We start from the raw sequence: 21650 nt of genomic DNA, 5'->3' as shown, positions 1-21650 counted from the left end.
TCCTGTATTATTTATCCATGCGCAGTACGGCCAGGAAGGCTTCTTGTGGTACTTCCACATTGCCAACCTGCTTCATCCGTTTCTTGCCTTCTTTTTGTTTTTGCAACAGTTTTTTCTTACGGCTGACGTCACCACCATAACACTTGGCAATCACGTTCTTCCGCAGTTGCTTGACCGTAGTGCGGGCAATGATGTGATTGCCGATCGCCGCCTGAATGGCAATATCAAACATCTGGCGGGGGATCAGCTCTTTTAACTTATCGGCCAGTGAGCGGCCACGATTCTGGGCAAAATCACGATGGCAAATCATCGCCAGCGCATCGACTCGCTCACCATTGATCAGCACATCGACCCGCACCATGTCCGATTCCTGGAAGTGCTTAAAGCTATAATCCAGCGAGGCATAGCCGCGGCTGGTCGACTTTAAGCGGTCGAAGAAATCCATCACGACTTCCGCCATAGGCAACTCGTACACAACAGCCACCTGGCGACCGTGGTAGGTCATATTGACTTGGGTGCCACGTTTCTCGACACAGAGTGTAATGACGTTACCCAGATATTCCTGCGGCACCAGAATATGTGCTTCAACAATCGGCTCACGAATTTCAGCGATATCATTGACGGCTGGCAAAATACTGGGATTATCGACCATCACGATATCACCGGATTTGGTTTTTACTTCATAAATAACCGTTGGTGCCGTAGTAATCAGATCAAGATCGTATTCCCGCTCCAGACGTTCCTGGATGATTTCCATATGCAGCATACCCAGGAAACCAATGCGAAAACCAAAGCCTAAAGCACTGGAGCTTTCTGGCTCGTAAAACAGTGAAGAATCATTCAGGCTGAGCTTGGCCAATGCATCGCGAAAATCTTCGTAATCATCCGATGAAATCGGGAACACACCAGCATAGACCTGCGGCTTCACTCGCTTGAAGCCTGGTAAAGGAGCCGTTGCAGAGTTTTTGGCTAAAGTCAGCGTATCACCAACCGGCGCCCCTTTGATTTCTTTAATACCGGCGATCACAAAACCCACTTCACCCGTTTTTAGCACGCCGGTATCGGTCGCTTTCGGGCTGAATAAACCAATCTTATCGACTTCGTAAACCTGACCGGTCGACATCACTTTAATTTTGTCTTTTTTCTGGATCTGACCATGCTTAACCCGTACCAGCGACACCACGCCCTGATAAGGATCAAACCAGGAGTCAATGATCAGTGCTTGAGTCGGTGCATCGGGCTCACCTTCTGGTGGGGGAATTTTCAGCACGATGGCCTCCAGCACATCTTCGATGCCAAGACCAGTTTTTGCCGAGCACTGCACCGCATCGACCGCTTCAATACCGATGATGTCCTCCACTTCAGCACTGACCCGTTCCGGATCGGCCTGAGGCAAATCAATTTTATTGAGTACCGTTAAAACTTCCAGATCCATCTCGATGGCGGTATAACAGTTCGCCACCGTCTGGGCTTCCACCCCCTGGCCAGCATCCACGACCAGCAAAGCGCCTTCACAAGCTGCCAGCGACCGACTTACTTCGTAACTGAAATCCACATGGCCAGGGGTATCAATAAAGTTCAGCTGATAGGTTTCACCATCGCGGGCTTTGTAATGCAGGGTTACGCTTTGCGCTTTAATGGTAATGCCGCGTTCGCGTTCCAGATCCATCGAATCCAGCACTTGCTGCTGCATTTCACGGTCGGACAAACCACCGCAATGCTGGATCAGGCGATCCGACAAGGTGGACTTGCCGTGATCAATATGAGCGATGATGGAGAAGTTACGGATATGACTGAGTTTTGGCATAATGTCTCAAATTGTTCAAACGCTGTGCTCTGCTCTACTGGCTTCATTGCTCTAACGCAGCAGATGGCATGATTGGATTATCGGCGAATTGTACTCGATCCTGCCGCGGCTGGCTATGTGATCTTAGCGGCAACCTCAGCTGGTTGCTGGTTGGTGACGGCCAGCTCCGGTAAGACTTCCAGCAATAACACAGCATCACGCTCCAATCCTTTCGACAGCCTGGCTGCCAGGCGGAAGCCTGCCCACAGTAGCAACAAGGCCACTCCTATCAGCCACAACTCGGCTAAGGCTGGCAACCACCAGCTCAGGACAGCAACCCCCAGCAGCATCAACACCAGAGGCAACAAATAAAGACTGAAAGCTGCCAGCAGTAAACGCTGCTCGGTGGTGCCAATCCTTACCTTCTGACCAGGCAGCAAGGCACTGTCGGTTACCAAAAAAAACTGGCTGCGCTTTGGGGTAAAGGTTTTAGCCACAATGCCGGTACCGCAATCCTCGCTGGCAGAGCAGGACTGACAAGTCGTAACCGGTGTCGTTTCCAACCAGACACCTCCCGAATCGAGCTTACGCACTGTCGCAATTTGTTCAATCATAACGAACGGCGTTCGCAATTTGGCGAGCAATGTCCAACGTGACTGGCCCTATCACTGTCACATCGAACTGCTCGGTCGAGTGCACATAAATGGTGGTGGCACCATCACGATAGGCCTGTGGCGGCTGTTGATTCGGGTGCTGCACGAACACCGAAACCTGATGCAAGCCATCACTCAGCAGCCAATAATTCAATAAGGGTACGCCCAAACTAGGCACTACCAAAGGGTCTTCAACCATCTTAAAACCAGATGGTAGCCAAGCCAATTGGATATCCGAAGCCATTGGGGCTGCAGCAGCTGGCTGTAGCTGACGCTGCTCCGGGGTGGGCAAAGGCAGCTCCAACAAAGCCAGCAAGGGTTCAGGCAATTGCGAACTTACATTCAAATGCGTCACCTGCCAGCGCTCCAGCATCTGATGGCCTTCAGCTACAGTATCAATTCTCAGTGGAAATCCTGATTCAACATCCAGCCAGAGCCAATAACTTAAGCGGCCCGGATGAAAAGCGGTCAGTCGCAATAATTGTGCCGAACGTCCCCCCATCTGACTGACACTGCCTGATACCGGATCGTACAACTCGCGCAGATCATCAATCGGCTGATAAAGTAAAGACGGTAATTCTTTGATGTAAGAACTAAGGGTAATAAGGGCCGGTTTTTCCGGTGTCAGGTAGTACACCACCTTGCCCTTACGCAAAATATCGATGCCGTCGACATCCATCGGCACCAATTGCTCAAGTTGCTGCTGTTCATGCACCCCATGCAGCCAACGAAAGCTGGTGATTTGCTCACCTTTGAATACCACATAAGAGGCATCAAAATTGCTGGTCCGAACAGCATGCTGACTTTGCTGAAAAAGCTGCCATCCCTTAGATTCGGCGTGAAGTGCCGGTACAAACAGCAGGCTGCTGGCAAGCAGCAGCAACAAAGACCATCGCATTAGTTGTTTCCGTCAGGCTCCACATCAACAGCAGGCTGTGATTGCTCATTGAGCAAAGCGGCCTGTTCCAGCACCCGGACTTGCTGATGGTGTGCATTTAATAATTCCTGCAAGCGGCGCTGTTGTTCAAGCATAGCCTGATGAGCATGCTGTTCCAAACGGGTATCCACCGTGGTCTGGCTCAGGCTCACCGGAGTCGCGAAGCCGGCAACAGGCAGAGTTTGCAGCACTGGCAATGGCGACATCAATTCTTGTTCAAACGGCTGCTGGTAATGCTGTACGCCAACCACAGCCATCAGAGCCACACTGGCTGCAATAGCCGTTTGTGCTGTGGGTTTAAACCAGTCGCTATTGGCAGCCGCTTTGAACCTGTGCCCCAGACGCTGCAAAATAGAACCATGCGGCTGCAACTGATGCACCGCCTCTTGCTGCAATCGGGCGGCAAAGTCGACCGAAAAATCAACCTGCACTTGTTTCGGAAGCTCTTGTCGGATGGCAGCACCGATCAGATGGTAGCGTTCGTATTGCTGTTGCAACTGCTCATCATGCAGAAGACGACCAAGTTGTTGCTCAGAGAGTCCCTGTTCATCAATGGCTGCCGAGAGCCAATCCAATGACGATTCAAGGCTCGACTCAGCCGAGTCGGACTGCTGCATTTGCTCGGCAGACTGCCAGTGCTGTTGTTTTGACGACATAGTCATTCCTGTCATTCACTTATGCTTAGCTTAGCAAAGGTTTAAGCTGTAAGTCTATGGCCTCACGAGCCCGGAAAATCCGGCTTCGCACTGTGCCAATGGGACAACCCATCACATCGGCAATCTCTTCATAACTCAAGCCATCCAGTTCGCGCAGTGTGATGGCTGTACGTAACTCATCCGGCAAGTTTTCAATGGTATCGAACACGACTTGCCTAATTTCATCGGATAGCAAAAGCTTTTCCGGTGAATCCTGCTCCTTTAATGCATCGCTGCCTTCAAAATAATCGGCATCTTCAGCATCCACATCGCTGGCCGGCGGTTTACGAGACGCGGCCACCAAATAGTTTTTAGCGCTGTTTACAGCAATCCGGTACAGCCAGGTATAAAAAGCACTGTCACCACGAAAGCCGGGTAAAGCCCGATACGCTTTTAAGAAAGCTTCTTGCGCTACATCAGCCACATCACCATGGTTAGAGACGTAACGCGAGATTAAGTTCGTAATTCGATGCTGATATTTTTTTACCAGCAAATTAAACGCAGCCTGGTCGCCCTGCTGCACACGCTGGACAATTTGCCAATCCAATTCTTGCTCGCTCATCCGAGCTTATCCCCTGTAACCCATTCTACTACTTTACTTTTTTGTAACTGGCGCTCGTCTAGCGTACTGATTAGGACAAAAGGTGTCATAAATAGTTCTGCCCCTTGCAGGAAAAAGTTACAATAAGCGTATGTCATCGCCTTTATCAGCGCGAACCTAACGCAACAGTGTATCTTATGACAGCGCAAAAAGAATACCCATGTGATGTACTTATTATTGGCAGCGGTGCCGCTGGCTTGTCGCTGGCCCTGCAACTGGCTGCCCACGCCAAAGTACTGGTGCTAAGCAAAGGCGCCTTGCGTGAAGGTTCTACCCTCTATGCTCAGGGCGGAATCGCAGCCGTGTTTGACGAGAACGACAGCATTGCCAGCCATGTCAGCGATACCTTGGTTGCCGGCGCAGGCCTGTGCAACAAAGAAGCTGTGCAATTTACTGCCGAGCATGCCAAAGAAGCCATGCAGTGGCTGATTCAGCAAGGGGTGCCTTTTGATCAGTACCAGGATCAGGATGGCAAGGTTAAATACCACCTGACCCGAGAGGGTGGCCACAGTCACCGCCGTATTTTGCATGCCGCCGACGCCACCGGGAAAGCTGTGCAAATTACCCTGGTCGAACAAGTGAAGCAACACCCGAATATTCGGCTGCTGGAGCATTATCACGCCATCGATTTGATCACAAACGTCGATAAAAGCCGTTGCCTGGGTGCTTACATCTGGAGCCAGCAGGTACGGCAGGTCGAAGTCGTCCGTGCCCGCTTTGTTGCCCTGGCGACAGGTGGTGCCAGCAAGGTATACCTGTATACCAGTAACCCGGATGTTGCCAGTGGTGATGGCATTGCCATGGCCTGGAGGGCGGGCTGTCGGGTCGCCAATATGGAGTTTAATCAATTCCACCCCACCAGCCTGTACCACCCGGATGCACCCAACTTTCTAATTACCGAGGCCATGCGTGGCGAAGGCGCTTACCTAAAACGTCCGGATGGCAGCCGCTTTATGCCGGATTTTGACGAGCGGGCTGAGCTGGCACCGCGCGATGTAGTGGCCCGCGCCATTGACTATGAAATGAAGCGCCTGGGGGCCAACTGTGTTTACCTGGATATCAGTCACCAACCGGCCGATTTTATTCTGGAGCACTTTCCAACCATTTATGCCAAGTGCTTAAGTGTGGGCCTGGATATCACCAAAGAACCGATCCCTGTGGTTCCGGCCGCTCACTATACCTGCGGCGGTGTGATGGTGAACTTAAACAGTCAAACCGATATTGCCAACCTCTATGCCATTGGCGAGGTAGCCTATACCGGTTTGCATGGCGCCAACCGCATGGCCAGCAACTCGCTACTCGAATGCGTGGTCTTCGCCCAGGCAGCAGCCCGCCATATCCTGGCTCAACTAGCGAACGCGACTTTACCCGAACATCTACCGCAGTGGGATGAAAGCCGGGTTAGTGATTCAGACGAAGAAGTTGTAATCACCCACAACTGGCATGAGCTGCGATTATTTATGTGGGACTATGTTGGGATTGTCCGAACCGATAAACGTTTAGAGCGCGCTCTGCACCGGGTCGAGCTACTAAAGCAAGAGATTCAGGACTATTACAGCCACTTCAAAGTCAGTAACAACCTGTTGGAGCTGCGTAATCTGGTGGTAGTGGCAGAGCTGATCATTCGCAGTGCCTTGCAGCGTAAGGAAAGTAGAGGCCTGCATTACAACCTGGATTACCCGCATACACTAAGTGATGACAAAGCAAAGCCTACTGTACTAGAGCCGAATAAACCTTAGGCCTGTCGTATTCCAGGCTTAGTTGACAGGAGCTTGTTGCCAGCGGCATTGACGGATGGCTCTGGCCAGCGCACGAAAATCTGCATCGCTGCATTGATCGGCCAAAAGCCAGTACTGCTGCAATCGGCCGGCCGGCGCCTTTTTGTCCGGTGCCGTGCGCCAGCAAAGCCAAATGGCCCAGGGCAACACCAGACTTTTAGCAAGTAGCACACCAGACGGACGATCAGCGGGTAACCACCGAACCTCACCCATGTCACCAAGCAGCAAGGTGTGTGACGGCTCTGCCTGCTGCCAGCTCTGCCACCAAATCCAGGCAAAGGCAAACCAGATCAACAAAAACAGTGCCAGCCAAAGACCTTGCAATGGCAGTAACAGACTTTGCACCAGAGCCGCAGCCAACAAAACCAACAGCAGCCCACGTCGCCATCGGGAGCGACTGACGCTGATGCTAGACGCGAACACGATCCAGAATCACGCCAATCAAACGTTGCAACTCGGCATCATCACTCTTGGCATGCCCCATAAACCAGGCAAACAGATCCGGATCATCGCAGGCCAGCAGCCGCTCAAATACCTGTTTATCAGCCAGGCTAAGAGCATCGTAGCCCTCCTCAACAAAAGGCGCCAACAGCACATCGAGCTCCAGCATGCCGCGTCGGCAGGCCCAGCGTAAGCGTGGTTTACTCATTAATTCCGACATCAACACAATGCTCCTGAGTGAGGTGAGTCTGACCAGTTTGTCTGAATTATACCTAAAAAAGCCCAGGCCGATATGGCCCGGTCGCAGAAGTTGCTAAGAAAAATACGCCCCCGGGGTTGAGCTTTTGGTCGAAATCCCCAATGATCGTCATAATGTGCTCTTTATACGAAGCGTAAACCTATGCAATCCAGCTGGATCCAGGCCGAACAACTGGCCCATCTTTCCAATCAACCAAGCGCTGCCTGCATCGTCCCATTGCCTGGCTTTGATGTACTGCGAGTGCATGGGCCGGATGCTGAAAAGTATCTGCAAAGCCAAACGACTTGCGACTTGCGGCGCCTAACGCCGGATAACTTTTTGCGCGGAGCTCATTGCGATGCCAAAGGCAAGATGTGGTCGGTGTTTCACCTGTTGCAGCAAAGTAACAACGATTTACTGGTAGTGGCCTACCGCGATGAGTTGGCCGCCTCTTTAGCTCAATGGCAAAAATTTGGTGTTTTCTCCAAAGTCAGTTTTGAACCAGGCCAACAGCAATGGGCCGTATTTGGCATTACTGGTGCTGAAGCCGATGTAAATGCATTGGTGCAACAGCTCGGTTTTACAATGCTTGGCAGCGGACAACGACAGCAACAACAAGCCATGCACTTACTGGCCTTAACCAACGATCATTACCTGCTGCTATGCAGTCATCAACAAGCCCACCAATTGCTGAACGATGGCACACTGCCATTTGCGGCGCCCACCCGTTGGTTGCAGGCACATATTCAGCATGGTTTTTGTTATCTGGAGCAAGAAAGCATCGGCCAGTACGTGCCACAAATGCTAAACTTACAAGCACAGGATGCTATCAGCTTTGATAAAGGCTGTTATCTCGGCCAGGAAATGGTCGCCCGGATGAAGTACCTGGGAAAAAACAAACGCGCTGCTTATATTTTGTCGGCCACGGCCAACAGCACTCCTGTTGCGGGAAGTGATATTGAAATGCAGCTGGATACAAACTGGCGTCGGGCTGGCCAGGTCATCAATGCCGTCAATGTGAATCAGCAACTTTGGTTGCTGGCGGTACTGCCGAATGATACAACAGCGAACACACAGCTGAGGTTGGCAACTGAGCCTGAGACGTTGCTTGAGTTGCAACCCTTGCCATACACCCTTCAATAACTGAGGTCTTCATGTCTATTTCGCAAAACAAAGTTGTCGCCATGCATTACAAAGTGACCGATCCACAGGGCACTGAACTGGATTCATCCTTTGGCGGCGACCCGCTGATTTTTCTTTATGGTCACGGCTCCCTGATCCCAGGCCTGGAAAAGGCGCTGGCCGGCAAAGCACCGGGCGATACTTTTAATGCCACCATCGAAGCGGCTGAGGCCTATGGTGAGCGCCATGACCAACTGATTCAATCGGTACCACGCTCTATGTTTGAAGGCATGGACGTGGATGTTGGCATGCGTTTTCGGGCAGCAGGTCCGGATGGACGCGAGCACTCCGTAATCATTATCGAAGTCGGTGATGAAGAAGTCGTCGTGGATGGTAACCATCCGTTATCCGGTATTGATTTAACCTTCGATGTCGAAGTTGTGCAGGTCCGTGACGCTACAGAAGATGAAATCGCCCATGGCCATGCCCATGGCTTGGATGGCACTGCAGGCCATTAATGCCAGTTTAGCTTCGCCCGGCAGCACCGCTTCCGGGTGAAGCTTATTTGCACAAAACTTGACAGCATCGTTAATTCACCTTATTTTCAGTTCTTTTCGCCGCGAATAAACTCAGCCAGCAGGTAGTATGAAAGACAGACTGCTTATATCCATATCCAGTATCCATGGCTCACGCCATTACACCATTGGTAAGCTGCTGCGCCGCTATTTTGTTATCGTTGCTATGATGCTGGGTTTGGTAACCTTCGGCACCATTATTTTTGTCAACTACCTGCTGAACAAGGTGGAACAACACCACCAGCAACAGCTCGCGCTGGAACAGCATACCGAGCAACTGCTAGCCAATATTGCTTTGTTAGAAAGCCACCGCCACAACCTCGAAGATGAACTGGCTGAACGCAGTGATGAAATCTACATGGCAACCAGTCGCCTTGGCGAAATTGAGCAGGCGCTTGGGCTGGATCAGGTCTACAGCAATCAAAACCTTGATCAACGTCTGGATATTGCCACCATCAACTCCGCCGTGCGAAGCACCATGCTGCAAATGATCCCAAGCGGTTCGCCATTGGAGTTTCGGTATCGTTCATCCCGCTTTGGTAATCGTACTCACCCAATTCACGGCAATCAGCGCCATCATCGCGGTGTCGATTTAGCGGCCAACCGCGGTACTCCCATCTACGCACCTGCCGACGGTGTGGTAGAAAGTGTCCGCCCCAGCAACAGCGGCTATGGCAATCTGTTGAAAATTCGCCATGCCTTTGGTTTTGCCACCCTCTATGCGCATTTGCACGAATTCAAAGTCAGCGCTGGCAGCTTTGTTGAAAAAGGCCAGTTGATTGCCACTGTTGGAAATACAGGTGCCTCGACCGCACCTCATTTGCATTACGAAGTCCACTTTCTTGATCGGCCCATTAATCCACAAGCCTTTATGGATTGGGATGCGACCAACTTCGACCATGTATTTGCACAGGAAAGGAGTATTCAATGGGATTCTTTAGTCAGCATGCTGGAAACAAAGGTAAGCAATCAGCTGCTACTGTCATCGCACAAGGCAGCTCCTTCCACGGAAGTTTCCGATTAACCTGCGATATTCACGTAGATGGCTACATGGAAGGGAAAATTAATACCGAAAAAACCCTGATCATCAGCCGCTCCGGCAGAGTGAAAGGTGAGATCATTGCGGATAAAGTGATTATCAATGGCCTTTTTGAAGGTGAGTGCTATGCCAACCATGTAGAAATTCTGCCACATGGTAAAGCTCAGGGCACCATTCACAGTGATGAGCTCAGCATTGAACGAGGGGGCCATTTTATCGGTGAAAGCCAGCCGACCACGGAAGATCAGGTCGTCAAACTGCAGCAGCATGGAGCCAAGGCCGAGTTAACCAACGATAAAGCCAGTAAGAAAGAAAGCTCCGCCAGCTAATTGCCACCATCAGCCATAAAAAAACCGTGCTTTGCAGCACGGTTTTTTATTAAAAAATCAAACAATTAAGCATTATGCACGAAATCTTCACCCAGCTTGATATCCGCTTGCAGGGTTGGCAGCATCTCGTTCATGGCTTTTTGCTCAAAGGCACTCAGGCTGCCAACAGGCAACAGACGCTCAACACCCTGCTTACCCAGCACCAGTGGCTGTGCAAAGAAACGGGCATGCTCCCCTTCGCCTTCGACATAAGCGTACTCAGTAACTTCCACACCTTGTAAACCTTTGACCAGAGACACGCAGAAACGCGCCGCCGCCTGACCCATCGACAAGGTTGCTGAACCGCCACCTGCTTTGGCTTCCACTACCTCGGTACCTGCATTTTGGATACGATGCGTTAACGCAGCCACTTCTTCATCACTAAAGCTAACGCCAGCTACCTGAGACAGCAAAGGCAAAATAGTGGTACCACTGTGACCACCGATCACCGGCACTGTGATATCCGCTGGGTTCTTGCCTTTTAATTCAGCGACAAAAGTCTCTGCACGGATCACGTCCAGCGTAGTCACACCAAATAAACGACTCGGATCGTAGGTGCCAGCTTTCTTGAATACTTCAGCAGCAATGGCAACCGTGGTATTGACCGGGTTGGTAATCACGCCAACCAAGGCTTTCGGACACTGCTCAACAATGGCTTCAGCCAGGGTTTTCACTACATTGGCGTTCACATTGAACAGATCGGAGCGGTCCATGCCAGGCTTGCGTGGCATACCGGCCGGGATCATTACCACATCAGCCCCCTTCAGAGCCGGTGCCAAATCATCTTTACCATAGCCTTTTACCTGCACAGCGGTTGGGATATGGCTTAAATCCACGGCTACGCCCGGGGTAACCGGCGCCAGGTCATACAGGGCCAGTTCAGTCCCGGCTGGCAAGTCCAGCTTCAATAACAACGATAACGCCTGGCCAATCCCACCGGCCGCACCTAACACAGCTACTTTCATTGGAAATCCCCTTGTTCAACTGGTAAGCAGGCATAAATATGCATGCATTGAATAAAATCGCGGGTATTTTACCCCATTTTGAGTTAATTTACTGCACAGACTTTAGTAATATAACACCCTGCACTGACCTTGCCAGAATAGTGCAGTCGTATAGAAAAGTGACCATTATGACCAAGCAATCCAAACAAGAAGCCCTGATCCAGGCATTTAAAAATTTGCTGAAAGAAGAGCGCTTTGGTTCACAAGGCGATATCGTCGACGCACTCAAAGCACTGGGCTTTGACAACGTCAGTCAGTCCAAAGTGTCGCGCATGCTTAGCAAATACGGTGCTGTTCGTACTCGTAATGCCAAGCAGGAAATGGTATACAGTTTACCACCAGAGCTCGGAGTACCGACCACCAAAAGCCCTCTGCGTCAGTTGGTACTGGATATCGAGCACAACGATGTGATGATCATCATTCGTACCAGCCCAGGTGCCGCTCAGTTGATCGCCCGGCTGCTGGACTCCGTTGGCAAAGCAGAAGGCGTGCTGGGCACCATCGCTGGTGACGATACCATCTTTATAGCTCCGATCAGCGTGAAGAATATCAACTTCACACTGGAAAAAGTAACCGAGCTATTCGAAAAAGTTTAGGCGCTAAAGCACCCTGACTCAACCACGCTCAAACTGCTCTAAAAAGCTGACCGAAGGGGCAAAAAACGCCGCCCCGAGGTCGGCCTGGCTGTAATCGAGCAGGCGATCGTAAGCATCAACCGCCAACTCATTTAAACCCAGCCGCTGCCGCATCAGGGTTTCAAAAGCGGTGCTGTCTGCACTGCACGACAACCAGAGCAGTCCTTGTTGCTTTAAATCGGCAAAAGGCATGTTCTGAGTCAGCAGCGGCAATGGCTGCTTGCGATCTTTATCCTGATAAAAACACAGGCTGTGGCAGTCCGCTTCCAACTGCGCCAACGGCAGCCAGTCACCATCGGCTTTATTACGGCCAATAATGGCTTGCTGAGCGGAAACAGGTAGCAACTGCCAGCGCTTAATGTCGTGCCGAAAGCGCTGCAGATGCAGATAACTGCCAGCCGCGAACTGCGGCTCCTGCTCCACAGTCAATAATGCCAGTTCCCGCCGTTTGCGACCACGAACCGCTTCTGGCGCATCAATAAAGCCCGTCAAATCCCGGCCATCCAGATACCGAAAGCCGCGCATTTGCTCCACCAGCTCAACCGCAGGTGCCAACATCTGATAGACCTGCTGTGCCACCAGATAATTGACATCCTGCCGATCAGAGCGGATTTGCAACAGCAAATCAAATGAGTCGGCCGGCATCAATAGCTCGGATGACTCCAATACCGGAAAAGGCAACAAACCGGCTGGCCGCGCCTGAGGATACAAACTATCCCAGTAACTGGCACCAATGGCGACCACACCGGTCAGCATAGCTTCGGAAAAGTGATCAGCCAGTTGGCTGAGCAATGCAGGGATCTGCGCTAGTTGCTGTCTGATAAAGCTTTCTTGTCCATCCAACGCATTTAAAAGCAGATAATCCCCATGCAAATTGGCTTCCGCACAGATGCCCAGTTGCTCTCTTGCCATGCGTTTTGTACTCCTTTAATCCTTGAACAGTGGTAAAGCTTCGCCTTGTCCAGCGAGCTAAAAAGACAATTATCCTATTTCCTTGTGAGATATATCTCACAAACAAGTGCGCCAAAGCGGCAAAAGCTGCCTTACACATCGCACTCTTAATGCATATCTTACTGTTTTATATGAAAATTAAAAATAAAATCCACTTTTACAATAATATGACAACAAAGATTTTTCCTTACACTCGCTGGTTGTCGCCGCTGGTTCAGCAGATAATAGCCATGTCAGCGGATGACAGGTTCAGGATGAACAAGACGCAACAGGATGTCACTTATTATATGTCATTTTAAGTGAATAGCGATGCACAGGGTGTGTGAAGGACGATTCAGGACAGGTTCAGGACGAACCCGCATGATAGGACGACATGCAGGCAATGGAAGCCGGTCAGGATGACCACAGGACTCACTCAGGACGAGTGACCATGGCAAGGTGGCCAGGGCAGGATGCACAGGACACGCAATGGATAGCAAGTGACTTTAGGATAAAGTCAGTAAAGGGACCAGGCAGGACGCCACGATCGACAGGATTTCGATTGACTAGCGCAGATGGAACCCAAGGATGAAGCAGGACCACTCAGGATGAGTGTGAGGCAGCAAGAAGCCGCTTCTAAGGACAACAGGACACGGCTAGGAAGCCAGGCAGGGAACCTTCGGGATGAGGGCACAGGAAGCCAGGCAAGGACAGCAACAGCAGGATGCTGAGCACAAGACGCAAGACGGCCGCTATTTGTAGTGCGGCCGTTTTCTTTTTGGGGCGCCATCGACACCCCCTATTCTGCTACTTTACCGAAGATACAAATTCAGGGTAGGCTTCAATGCCGCATTCGCTGCGATCCACCCCTTCGTATTCAGCTTGCTCGCTGACTCGAATACCCATGACTTTCTTCAGAATAGCCCACACCACCAGACTGGTACCAAAGACCCATACAAAGATAGTCACAGCACCAATTAGCTGACCCGTGAAGCTGCTATCGCTGTTCGTAAGGGGTACCAGCAATAGACCAAACAAACCGACCACACCATGCACAGAGATAGCACCAACCGGATCGTCAATTTTCAACTTATCCATGCCGATAATAGCCCCAACCACTATACAGCCCGCAATGGCACCAAAAATGGTGGCTTGCAGTGGCGTTGGGGTAGAAGGCTCGGCTGTAATGGCCACCAGACCCGCCAGGGCACCGTTCAGCACCATGGTTAAATCAGCTTTTCGAAACAGCACCACTGACAGGATCAGAGCGCCAATAGCACCGGCGGCAGCTGCCGCATTGGTATTAACAAATACGACAGCCACTTCATTGGCATTGGCCATATCGCCCAGCTTTAACACCGAGCCGCCGTTAAAGCCAAACCAACCCATCCACAGGATTAACGTACCCAAGGTTGCCAACGGCATATTGGCGCCCGGAATTGCATGGGTTTTACCGTCTGCGGTGTACTTACCTTTACGGGCTCCCAACAGCAGCACACCAGCCAGTGCAGCAGAGGCGCCAGCCATATGCACGATACCAGAACCAGCAAAGTCAGAAAAACCGAGCTCGCCTAAATCGTACAAACCAAAGACCGGCAGCTCACCCCAGGTCCAACTGCCTTGCACCGGGTAAATTACCCCGGTGAGCACCACAGCAAACACCAAAAAGGCCCACAGTTTCATGCGTTCGGCCACCGCACCGGATACAATCGACATGGCCGTGGCGACGAAGACTACCTGGAAGAAGAAATCCGAAGCACCGGCATAAATGGAGTCACCGGTAAAACCATCTTCCCGCCCGGCAAACTCAGCCAAAGTGCCATCAACATCCAGCTCGGTAATGCCACTTAAAAAGAAGCCGCCCTGATACATCAGCTGGTAGCCGCAGATCAGGTACATGATGCAGGCAATGGAATACAGTGCGACGTTTTTAGTCAGAATTTCGGTGGTGTTTTTGGAGCGCACCATACCTGCTTCCAACATGGAGAAGCCTGCGGCCATCCACATCACCAGGACACCGCACATCAGAAAGTAGAAGGTGTCCATCGCAAATTGTAAGTGATAAATTTGTTCTTGCATGCTGTTTCTCCCTAGATGGCGTCGGCGTCGGTTTCACCGGTACGGATCCGTACCACCTGCGACAGCTCAAACACAAAGATTTTGCCGTCACCAATGCGTCCGGTGCAGGCGGCTTTTTCAATGGCTGCGATCAAGCGATCAACATGCTCATCCAGGGTGGCAATTTCCAGTTTGACCTTCGGCAGAAAGTCCACCTGGTACTCTGCCCCACGGTAGAGTTCGGTATGCCCTTTTTGCCGGCCAAAGCCTTTGACTTCGGTGACCGTTAAGCCTTCAACGCCAATCTCCGCGATGGCTTCGCGAACATCGTCCAGCTTAAAGGGCTTGATGATGGCACATACAAGCTTCATAGATGTTTCCTTCTGGGGTTATCGTTATGGTTGCCATCAGCATAAGGAAGTCGTGTGCCACTTTTTTAAGTGTCTGAATAAGAACAGGTAAATTATATATTCTGCGCTTGGGCATAAAAAAACGCACCAATAGGGTGCGTTTATTCCCAGCGAAAGTGCAGGGTTAGCGGTAAGCGCCGTTCAGTTTAGCCTGCTGCCCGGCAACGAATACCTGCCATTGTTCTATCAATTTAATCAGATCCACCAGGCCGCATTCAGCCTGCAGATTGTCTTCATCCAACGAGAGCTCACTGCCCGCCAGTTTATCTGGCAAGGGCTCATGCTCCAGTTCCAGCAAAGAGTGATGGCAAACCAGCACATCACCATCTTCGACAAACAGCGACCAGTTCTTGCCCTGATACTGCCAGCTGCTGTGCTGACCCAACGCATGTAGCTCCCGCAGCAATAAGTGATAACCGGCCTGATCCAGCACAAACTCATCCAGCAGAAAACGAGCGATGGCATCCTGCTCCGATGGCAGCTGCAAGTTAAAATTGCCGCTGTCCCGGCTGTAATAAAATTCGTAATCCACAGTGCTTACCTCCTGCTCTGGATTATAGCCCAAAGCCAAACACCATGCTGCGCATCCAAAGCTATTTCCGGTCAGGGCATTGATAACAGGATGGCTGGCGCGGGCAACTGGTACCGCGCGAGCAGATCAATTCGGCTGGCTTATCCAGGCTGCGGCTTACCCAATTAATATTAAGGATATTGGCCACACTGATCAGCGGGCTGCGCACCGAGCTGGGGATTCTCGCTCCCCCTCCCTGCGCAATGCACAGCGCTTTCATATCCGCTGCCAGGCTATCAGCATCCACCCCTTGTGCAGCCAGAGCTGGATTGAGATCTATACCAGCACAAAGCACATGTGCATTGCCTGCCAAATCCTTCACCCTTACAGATTCACAGCAATAAATCCGTGGCCGTCCATGCACATCCAGCAGCGATAGTTGCGCTGAGCTGCCCTCGCCAGGCACATCAAACATGCGAAAGACCGCCCAGTGCTGGCAAGGGTCATCCACCGCCCGCATATTGCCCCACGGCAGTGGGATGCCATTGCCCCGGTACACGGCTTTTAGTTTACCCGGCGTATAGGCATCAAAGTAATGCCAATGCGGGTAGCTGGATACCGCCGTCATGCGCCGCATCGCTACCGAAGCCGACACCTCAGCCAATTTATGGCTGCTGATTTCATAACCATGGCGGTCTAGCAACTGGCGAAACGGCACTTTCGGACACAGCAAAGCACCGGCAAAAAAACTGGACTCAAAATCACGCCAGGCATGCAAAATATCTTCCGGCGACACCCGGTCGGTCACCATGACACCGGCGCTGTGCGCTCCCCCAACCGACATCGCACTTTTCACGCCATCTTTGTTGTGCAAAACAGCATGACCAATATGCACCGCCAGCTCGTATTTCAGCCGGGTTGGAAACTGTTGCAACAATCGGTTCAGCTTCAGCGCTTTTGGTGGTTCGAACCAGGACGTGGGCACATTGTTGCTCCGCACGCCCAGCTCGTCCAGCACTTCGGCAGGCGCTTCATCGAACCAGCTGATTTGCAATCCTTGTGCCTTTGCCAAGTGCATTAAATCGTCCACACTCAGAGGCATACGCTTTAAACCAATTTCTTCAGCCGCTCGTTCCAGCTCCGGAAAATGATTCTGGTGGTGCTCCTGGTGTGCCCGAATCAATAACTGAGCAAATTGACGCGAGCTGGTGCCGGTTTGAGAGAGCATTTCTGGCAAGGCTATTTGCAGGATATCTGGCGAAAATAAAAAGCCCGGCTCCAGCGGCATGCCATGAATACCACCACGGCTGCCTTTATTCGGAATAATATCTTCCTGCTGCTCTTCACCGTCTAGAAACCAATCCAGTGGCTTTTGAAAAACTTCAGCAATCACCTCCAGCATTTCGACACTGGGCACCCGCTTGCCACGCTCGATCATCGATAAATAGGAGACCGAAGGTGCATAATCAGGACTGACCCGCACACAGCGCGTCGATAAATCATCCATGGTTAAGTGGTTGCGTTTACGCAAGTTTCGTATTTTCGTACCCAGAAAATGAGACTTTCGCAGCAAGGATTTATTGGCTTTCATTTTGTAAAATTCACACTGTAAAATTTTTATTGTCAAATTACTCTACAAATTAGCCTAGACTAAAAATCGAGCAAGGGCAATAACTCCCTGCCGGTACCCGACAGCACCAGTGGCATGAACCACCGGGCACACCATACGGATAGAGAGTGAGGAAAGACAGATGATGAATACGATGACACAAGCCACCACAAACCGCGATGTTCAACCGCTGATCCAACAGGAGATCAGCCAGATCAATCAATTGAACGAACAGCATGTGCAGCAAGTCATGGCGTATTCCAAAGGCTTGCTGGATAAATTGTTTCCATTGACAGAAGGATCACACCGGGATGTCTGCCAGTACGAAGTCTACTACCAACACTTGCTGGCTTATTTTGCCGATGGTCGTAAGGCCGGTTTGCAGCAGCCTGGTCAGTTTGTCGCTTTGTGTGGCCGCAAAAGCGCTCCGGATGCCATTGTGTTAGAGCATGATGGGCGCCATGTTGAGATCAGTCTGGGCCACTGTGAGCACAGCGATAGCGCCGGCATCAACGATATTCAGATTGAACTGCCCGAGCAACACACCTGGTTCAGCCTGGTGCATGGTCGTCAGTTCGCTGCCACCAGCAAGCAGTTCACAGCACCGGATGGCGAGGATTACCGGATTGATTAAAGCAAAGCCGTTAATCCGGTAAATCCAGCTGATACTCAGTACGAAGAGCCCTGTACTCAGGGCTTTGTACAAAATCGACTAAGGCCTGATTAAAAGCCTGTATTTGGGCAGAGCTCAGCAAGCTACGCCGGCTAAAAGCAAAGTAAATGTCCACAGCGGCGAGAAAGGGTTCCAGGATCTCAAGAGGTGGATTTTGCTGCTGCATCAGAGCAGAACGGCTTACCGTCAGATAGGAAGCAATACCAAGCTTCAGTCGGCCATGGGCCACCAGATGCAGCAACATGGTATCGGACTCTACCATGGTCAACGCATTCAATGGCAAAGCATCCAGCACCTGGCCATAAGAAAACCCACGTACCAGTGCAACTTCTTTCATTGCCAGCGCATGCACATCGCCATCAAACTCAGTATTACAGGGTCGATGGCACAACAACACAATCGCATCCTGCACATAACTGACATCGCTAAACAGAAATTGCTCAGCCCGGCTGTCGGTATGGTACATCACCAGAATCAGATCAGCCCTGCCTTCCTGCACATGATGCATTAAGCGTTTCCAGGGCAAGCGCTGCCAATTTACAGAAAGCGACAACTGCTGGCTAACCGCCCGCAATACCTGGATTGAGAACCCATCCATTTCCCCCTCTGAACTCTGAAAGTAAAATGGCGGATAATCTTCAGCCGCTATCGCAATACGAAGCGTATCTGCTGCAGGAAGGGTGTTTGTTGAAAAGAGGTGTGTGGAGAAAAAGAGCAACCTACAAAGCAGGTAGGTACGGTACCAGGATACCATACGCCGGGGCCAGGAATACCCTCTCAGTCCGGCAGCCATAACAAGCATCCTTCTGAAACTTCCCTGTACTAAGCATAGACACTTGTTAACAAAGCGACAGATTAGAAATGACTAATAACCGTTTCTTTAGACATTTTTCTTCTTAGTCGCCCTACAATCTTGGAATTACTGCAACTGACTTAAGACCTCCGGCACAAAGGGCCTGCCCTTCGCATTCACCGAGGTACCAATGACCAGCGCTTCCAGCATCACTTTCTGATCGCGGCTACGGACTACCTGCTGGCGAAAACCAAAGCGCAGTTTTGAGATGGGCTCATAAGCGACCGTGACCACGAAGTGATCGCCGCTTTGCAAGGGTGCTTTGTAATCCATTTCTGAGCGCACCACCACCAGATTCACCTGCTGACGAGCCAGCTCGGCGAAATCAATGCCTTTGCTGTGCAAAAACTCATGGCGGGCATGCTCCAGATAATTGAAATAAACGCCATTATTTACAATGCCCTGCATATCGCACTCGTAATCACGAACTTTAAATTCAACAGAAAACACCAGGTATTTCTCCACGTCGACATGGTATGGAATAGGTTGGCCAGTGTACCAAGGAATACAGTACAGCTGGTCGGGCATCTGATAGTTATCCCCAAGGAACCTTAAGGATTCGGCTCATCCGGATCCTGCCAATGCGCTTTTAACCGATCGCCTTTACGACGTTTAAAAAACGAGCCGTTGCGCTCTGTCCACTCGCTGTATTTGCGATGCACCCCACGCCGCATGGCAGCAGAGGAGTTTTCCAGGGCATCAATACCCAGCAGCACAGCCACCACCAACAGCGATAACTTGATGGCCGCCGCATCCTGACCGATGCCAATACAAACACCCACCGCAGCCAACATCCAGATGGTCGCGGCGGATGTCACACCCAGCACCATGCCATCACGGGTCAGCATCACACCGGCACCAAGAAAGCCTACCCCGGTGATCACCTGGCCGATAATACGGGATGGATCGGTGACCTCCGTGTTGGTCGAAACCGAGGCGGCAATAAAGACATAGGTACCCAGTACAATTAATATCGAGGTGCGAATACCAGCTGGCTTGCCACGCAATTGCCGCTCCAGCCCAATGACAAAACCACAAAACAAAGCGGTGGCAATTTCCTGCCAGGCCAGTGGGCTTAAATCCAATAGTTCAGACAGTTCCATCACTTGGGCTCTTCTTGTAGCTTCAGCTGTATTGCTTCACCATCCGTTTGACCGCAGTCATGCAGGGGCTGAATACTGGCGATAGCCAGTAGTGGAATGGCCCGCTCACCGCTGGCAGTTTCGCACAGCAGGTACTCCTGTTCGGCCGTATTGCGGGTATCGGTCGCTCTGACTGTCAGCGCAGTGCCATCCAGTAAATTCAACAAGAGCAGCTGACGGCGCAAACAAAAAATCTCTACCCAATCGTGCTGATCGCAATCGATAATCATGATGGTTTCCAAGGCGATTTTATTGATCTGAGTGTAGCTGAGTTATAAACCCAAACAACCTTAACCTGCAGATTTCACCGTCTTATTAAACTGGAATCGCACCAAAGTGGATAGCTAAACCTGCAGCCGGCAGCAAAGCCCTTACTCTGCTTTAAAGTACAGCCACAGATACAAGCCGCCTACCAAAGTACCAATGGGCAGCGCCAGTAAATTTACCAGAGCGACGGGCAGTGCCAGCCGATGCACAGGTTCATGTTGCTTGAGCAAATAGATACCACAAAGCAAGGTTAAAAAATCAATCATTAGCATCAGGTTGACGTGCAGCAAAAATGGGATCGGTAACAGGTGTAAGAAGGGCTGGTAGCTCATGTCTAACAGCCGCAGGTTAAAAAACCAGAGCACGCCAGCGCCACCATAAAGAACGAAAGCCCATCCGGCCATGCGGTATTGATGTTTCGAGAGCATAAAGGCTATCCTTGCGATTGCAGCGAAATGTCATCGACTGCCTGAATAAACATCTATTTTCGAGTGCAGGATGAACCATAGCACAGGTTTGATGCAACACAAAATTCACATAAAAGGATCGCTACCATGCTGAGAGTTCCAAACATCGACCGGCTAAGCTTTACCTTGCTAACCATGCAGGATGCCGAGCTGTTGTACGAAGTGGATCAGGATGAAGCAGTGATGCGCTACTTAAATGGTGGCAAACGCAGCAGCATGGCCGACATTGAACAGACCATGCTACCCCGCATGGCGAAGTACCTGGATCCAGCTCTTGGCTTTGGCATTTGGCAGGTACGCCGGTTAAGCGACCAGGCGTATCTTGGCTGGGTGCTAATCCGGCCCATGGGTTTTGATACCGATACCCCGGCCAGCGATGATGTAGAAATTGGCTGGCGTTTTAAGCGTGCCTTTTGGGGCCAGGGCTATGCCAGCGAAGCAGCCCAGGCTGTGGCTAAGCCCGTACTGGCCGATAAACCCCAGGTACACTATTTATCCGCCATTGCAGTCGAAGATAACCTTGGTTCCATTGGCGTAATGCGTAAGCTCGGCATGCAGTTTGTGAAAAAATACCGCCACCGAGATTCCTTAGGCGAGCTGGATGCTGTGTTGTATAGCCTCAAGCTTGTTTGAGTGACCGGCGCTGCTGCAGCCAGCGCCGCCCCTTCGCCGCCAGCCAGGCAATCAGAATAGCCGGGCTCGACATCAAAAGCGGCAATACAGCGCCAAATGCCAGGCTTAAAGCAGCCACATAGCCCAGTATGATTTCCGGGCGGTGCAAGGGCACCACTAGTGCTAACAGATAAGTACCAAAAAACAGCAGCCCCACCGGCCGACTGATACCATTCAGATACAACA

At 51.2% G+C, this 21650-nt stretch carries 27 protein-coding genes; 8 read left to right on the top strand and 19 right to left on the bottom strand.

Annotated elements, in window-relative coordinates; translation table 11 throughout:
- Positions 1–7: 7 nt before the first annotated feature.
- The 5 genes from lepA to rpoE all read right to left on the bottom strand — a co-directional run bounded on the left by lepA (position 8) and on the right by rpoE (position 4633).
- Entirely contained in the window at positions 8–1807 is a 1800-nt protein-coding gene (gene lepA, locus JJU14_RS09230) for a translation elongation factor 4 (protein WP_091343519.1), read from the bottom strand.
- 113 nt (positions 1808–1920) lie between these two features.
- Positions 1921–2400: a SoxR reducing system RseC family protein gene (locus JJU14_RS09225; RefSeq protein WP_228612811.1), complete on the bottom strand. Its 480-nt coding sequence runs from the start codon at positions 2398–2400 to the stop codon at positions 1921–1923.
- Positions 2393–3337, bottom strand: coding sequence for a MucB/RseB C-terminal domain-containing protein (locus JJU14_RS09220; protein ID WP_228612809.1), 945 nt, complete (start codon positions 3335–3337; stop codon positions 2393–2395). The genes JJU14_RS09225 and JJU14_RS09220 overlap by 8 nt, the downstream gene beginning before the upstream one ends.
- Entirely contained in the window at positions 3337–4032 is a 696-nt protein-coding gene (locus tag JJU14_RS09215; protein WP_228612807.1) for an RseA family anti-sigma factor, read from the bottom strand. The genes JJU14_RS09220 and JJU14_RS09215 overlap by 1 nt, the downstream gene beginning before the upstream one ends.
- A gap of 25 nt (positions 4033–4057) precedes the next feature.
- On the bottom strand, positions 4058–4633 hold the full coding sequence (rpoE, locus tag JJU14_RS09210; protein ID WP_091343525.1) for an RNA polymerase sigma factor RpoE: 576 nt from the start codon (positions 4631–4633) through the stop codon (positions 4058–4060).
- Positions 4634–4809: 176 nt separating this feature from the next.
- On the opposite strand from rpoE, the gene nadB reads away from it, so the two are divergent.
- Complete coding sequence (nadB, locus tag JJU14_RS09205; protein WP_228612805.1) at positions 4810–6411, top strand: L-aspartate oxidase; 1602 nt, start codon at positions 4810–4812, stop codon at positions 6409–6411.
- An 18-nt stretch (positions 6412–6429) separates the two neighbouring features.
- Here the strand turns inward: nadB and JJU14_RS09200 are convergent, their stop codons facing one another.
- Entirely contained in the window at positions 6430–6873 is a 444-nt protein-coding gene (locus JJU14_RS09200; RefSeq protein ID WP_228612804.1) for a protein YgfX, read from the bottom strand.
- On the bottom strand, positions 6860–7111 hold the full coding sequence (locus JJU14_RS09195; RefSeq protein ID WP_228612802.1) for a succinate dehydrogenase assembly factor 2: 252 nt from the start codon (positions 7109–7111) through the stop codon (positions 6860–6862). The genes JJU14_RS09200 and JJU14_RS09195 overlap by 14 nt, the downstream gene beginning before the upstream one ends.
- Positions 7112–7291: 180 nt before the next feature.
- Here JJU14_RS09195 and ygfZ point away from each other — a divergent pair, with 180 nt between their 5' ends.
- The 4 genes from ygfZ (at position 7292) to JJU14_RS09175 (ending at position 10194) form a co-directional block, all read left to right on the top strand.
- Positions 7292–8272, top strand: a complete 981-nt coding sequence (gene ygfZ, locus JJU14_RS09190; RefSeq protein WP_228612800.1) for a tRNA-modifying protein YgfZ — start codon at positions 7292–7294, stop codon at positions 8270–8272.
- Between the two features lie 11 nt (positions 8273–8283).
- Positions 8284–8769, top strand: a complete 486-nt coding sequence (locus JJU14_RS09185) for a peptidylprolyl isomerase (RefSeq protein WP_091343532.1) — start codon at positions 8284–8286, stop codon at positions 8767–8769.
- 127 nt (positions 8770–8896) lie between these two features.
- Entirely contained in the window at positions 8897–9850 is a 954-nt protein-coding gene (locus JJU14_RS09180) for a M23 family metallopeptidase (protein ID WP_228612798.1), read from the top strand.
- Positions 9811–10194, top strand: a complete 384-nt coding sequence (locus JJU14_RS09175) for a polymer-forming cytoskeletal protein (RefSeq protein WP_366914889.1) — start codon at positions 9811–9813, stop codon at positions 10192–10194. The genes JJU14_RS09180 and JJU14_RS09175 overlap by 40 nt, the downstream gene beginning before the upstream one ends.
- Positions 10195–10259: 65 nt before the next feature.
- Here the strand turns inward: JJU14_RS09175 and mdh are convergent, their stop codons facing one another.
- Positions 10260–11198 (bottom strand): malate dehydrogenase, encoded by a 939-nt coding sequence (mdh, locus tag JJU14_RS09170; protein ID WP_228612794.1) that lies wholly within the window; start codon positions 11196–11198, stop codon positions 10260–10262.
- A gap of 167 nt (positions 11199–11365) precedes the next feature.
- Here mdh and argR point away from each other — a divergent pair, with 167 nt between their 5' ends.
- Positions 11366–11833 carry a transcriptional regulator ArgR gene (gene argR / locus JJU14_RS09165; protein WP_091343761.1) on the top strand — a complete coding sequence of 156 codons (468 nt, stop codon included), beginning with the start codon at positions 11366–11368 and terminating at the stop codon, positions 11831–11833.
- 18 nt (positions 11834–11851) lie between these two features.
- Here the strand turns inward: argR and JJU14_RS09160 are convergent, their stop codons facing one another.
- From JJU14_RS09160 to JJU14_RS09140, 5 genes are all read right to left on the bottom strand, one after another.
- Positions 11852–12784, bottom strand: a complete 933-nt coding sequence (locus JJU14_RS09160) for a Dyp-type peroxidase (protein ID WP_228612791.1) — start codon at positions 12782–12784, stop codon at positions 11852–11854.
- A gap of 825 nt (positions 12785–13609) precedes the next feature.
- The gene (locus JJU14_RS09155; RefSeq protein WP_228612789.1) at positions 13610–14881 is read right to left on the bottom strand and encodes an ammonium transporter; all 1272 of its coding nucleotides are present in this window, start codon (positions 14879–14881) and stop codon (positions 13610–13612) included.
- An 11-nt stretch (positions 14882–14892) separates the two neighbouring features.
- Entirely contained in the window at positions 14893–15231 is a 339-nt protein-coding gene (gene glnK, locus JJU14_RS09150; protein ID WP_091343543.1) for a P-II family nitrogen regulator, read from the bottom strand.
- Between the two features lie 163 nt (positions 15232–15394).
- Complete coding sequence (locus tag JJU14_RS09145) at positions 15395–15802, bottom strand: YacL family protein (RefSeq protein WP_228612787.1); 408 nt, start codon at positions 15800–15802, stop codon at positions 15395–15397.
- 61 nt (positions 15803–15863) lie between these two features.
- A complete protein-coding gene (locus tag JJU14_RS09140) occupies positions 15864–17372 on the bottom strand; it encodes a DUF3612 domain-containing protein (protein WP_228612785.1) in 1509 nt (502 codons plus the stop codon).
- A 163-nt stretch (positions 17373–17535) separates the two neighbouring features.
- Here JJU14_RS09140 and JJU14_RS09135 point away from each other — a divergent pair, with 163 nt between their 5' ends.
- A complete protein-coding gene (locus tag JJU14_RS09135; RefSeq protein WP_228612783.1) occupies positions 17536–18024 on the top strand; it encodes a malate synthase in 489 nt (162 codons plus the stop codon).
- A 10-nt stretch (positions 18025–18034) separates the two neighbouring features.
- On the opposite strand, the gene JJU14_RS09130 is transcribed toward JJU14_RS09135, so the two are convergent.
- From JJU14_RS09130 to JJU14_RS09110, 5 genes are all read right to left on the bottom strand, one after another.
- Entirely contained in the window at positions 18035–18817 is a 783-nt protein-coding gene (locus JJU14_RS09130) for a transporter substrate-binding domain-containing protein (RefSeq protein WP_228612867.1), read from the bottom strand.
- Between the two features lie 165 nt (positions 18818–18982).
- Positions 18983–19369 carry an acyl-CoA thioesterase gene (locus tag JJU14_RS09125; protein WP_228612865.1) on the bottom strand — a complete coding sequence of 129 codons (387 nt, stop codon included), beginning with the start codon at positions 19367–19369 and terminating at the stop codon, positions 18983–18985.
- A gap of 98 nt (positions 19370–19467) precedes the next feature.
- A complete protein-coding gene (locus tag JJU14_RS09120) occupies positions 19468–20019 on the bottom strand; it encodes an MgtC/SapB family protein (protein ID WP_228612781.1) in 552 nt (183 codons plus the stop codon).
- On the bottom strand, positions 20019–20288 hold the full coding sequence (locus JJU14_RS09115) for a Rho-binding antiterminator (RefSeq protein WP_228612778.1): 270 nt from the start codon (positions 20286–20288) through the stop codon (positions 20019–20021). Before JJU14_RS09115 ends, JJU14_RS09120 begins: the two co-directional genes overlap by 1 nt.
- A gap of 141 nt (positions 20289–20429) precedes the next feature.
- Complete coding sequence (locus JJU14_RS09110; protein ID WP_228612776.1) at positions 20430–20753, bottom strand: hypothetical protein; 324 nt, start codon at positions 20751–20753, stop codon at positions 20430–20432.
- 126 nt (positions 20754–20879) lie between these two features.
- On the opposite strand from JJU14_RS09110, the gene JJU14_RS09105 reads away from it, so the two are divergent.
- Positions 20880–21425 (top strand): GNAT family N-acetyltransferase, encoded by a 546-nt coding sequence (locus tag JJU14_RS09105; protein ID WP_228612774.1) that lies wholly within the window; start codon positions 20880–20882, stop codon positions 21423–21425.
- Here the strand turns inward: JJU14_RS09105 and JJU14_RS09100 are convergent.
- The coding region (locus JJU14_RS09100) for a hypothetical protein (RefSeq protein WP_228612772.1) at positions 21412–21650 on the bottom strand (239 nt) is incomplete at its 5' end. The genes JJU14_RS09105 and JJU14_RS09100 overlap by 14 nt on opposite strands.

Source organism: Alkalimonas sp. (assembly GCF_020831925.1).
Taxonomy (GTDB): domain Bacteria; phylum Pseudomonadota; class Gammaproteobacteria; order Enterobacterales; family Alteromonadaceae; genus Alkalimonas.
Note: the sequence above shows the minus strand (reverse complement) of the source record. Positions and strands in the feature narration are given on the sequence as shown.

Coding starts and splice junctions, on each gene's coding strand:
- JJU14_RS09220 (WP_228612809.1), bottom strand. CDS start 3,337: ATGCGATGGTCTTTGTTGCTGCTGCTTGCCAGCAGCCTGCTGTTTGTA.
- mdh (WP_228612794.1), bottom strand. CDS start 11,198: ATGAAAGTAGCTGTGTTAGGTGCGGCCGGTGGGATTGGCCAGGCGTTA.
- JJU14_RS09155 (WP_228612789.1), bottom strand. CDS start 14,881: ATGCAAGAACAAATTTATCACTTACAATTTGCGATGGACACCTTCTAC.
- JJU14_RS09110 (WP_228612776.1), bottom strand. CDS start 20,753: ATGCTCTCGAAACATCAATACCGCATGGCCGGATGGGCTTTCGTTCTT.
- rpoE (WP_091343525.1), bottom strand. CDS start 4,633: ATGAGCGAGCAAGAATTGGATTGGCAAATTGTCCAGCGTGTGCAGCAG.
- lepA (WP_091343519.1), bottom strand. CDS start 1,807: ATGCCAAAACTCAGTCATATCCGTAACTTCTCCATCATCGCTCATATT.
- JJU14_RS09120 (WP_228612781.1), bottom strand. CDS start 20,019: ATGGAACTGTCTGAACTATTGGATTTAAGCCCACTGGCCTGGCAGGAA.
- JJU14_RS09105 (WP_228612774.1), top strand. CDS start 20,880: ATGCTGAGAGTTCCAAACATCGACCGGCTAAGCTTTACCTTGCTAACC.
- glnK (WP_091343543.1), bottom strand. CDS start 15,231: ATGAAGCTTGTATGTGCCATCATCAAGCCCTTTAAGCTGGACGATGTT.
- JJU14_RS09160 (WP_228612791.1), bottom strand. CDS start 12,784: ATGGCAAGAGAGCAACTGGGCATCTGTGCGGAAGCCAATTTGCATGGG.
- JJU14_RS09180 (WP_228612798.1), top strand. CDS start 8,897: ATGAAAGACAGACTGCTTATATCCATATCCAGTATCCATGGCTCACGC.
- JJU14_RS09130 (WP_228612867.1), bottom strand. CDS start 18,817: ATGGTATCCTGGTACCGTACCTACCTGCTTTGTAGGTTGCTCTTTTTC.
- JJU14_RS09115 (WP_228612778.1), bottom strand. CDS start 20,288: ATGATTATCGATTGCGATCAGCACGATTGGGTAGAGATTTTTTGTTTG.
- JJU14_RS09195 (WP_228612802.1), bottom strand. CDS start 7,111: ATGTCGGAATTAATGAGTAAACCACGCTTACGCTGGGCCTGCCGACGC.
- JJU14_RS09135 (WP_228612783.1), top strand. CDS start 17,536: ATGAATACGATGACACAAGCCACCACAAACCGCGATGTTCAACCGCTG.
- JJU14_RS09215 (WP_228612807.1), bottom strand. CDS start 4,032: ATGTCGTCAAAACAACAGCACTGGCAGTCTGCCGAGCAAATGCAGCAG.
- JJU14_RS09140 (WP_228612785.1), bottom strand. CDS start 17,372: ATGAAAGCCAATAAATCCTTGCTGCGAAAGTCTCATTTTCTGGGTACG.
- JJU14_RS09225 (WP_228612811.1), bottom strand. CDS start 2,400: ATGATTGAACAAATTGCGACAGTGCGTAAGCTCGATTCGGGAGGTGTC.
- argR (WP_091343761.1), top strand. CDS start 11,366: ATGACCAAGCAATCCAAACAAGAAGCCCTGATCCAGGCATTTAAAAAT.
- nadB (WP_228612805.1), top strand. CDS start 4,810: ATGACAGCGCAAAAAGAATACCCATGTGATGTACTTATTATTGGCAGC.
- ygfZ (WP_228612800.1), top strand. CDS start 7,292: ATGCAATCCAGCTGGATCCAGGCCGAACAACTGGCCCATCTTTCCAAT.
- JJU14_RS09185 (WP_091343532.1), top strand. CDS start 8,284: ATGTCTATTTCGCAAAACAAAGTTGTCGCCATGCATTACAAAGTGACC.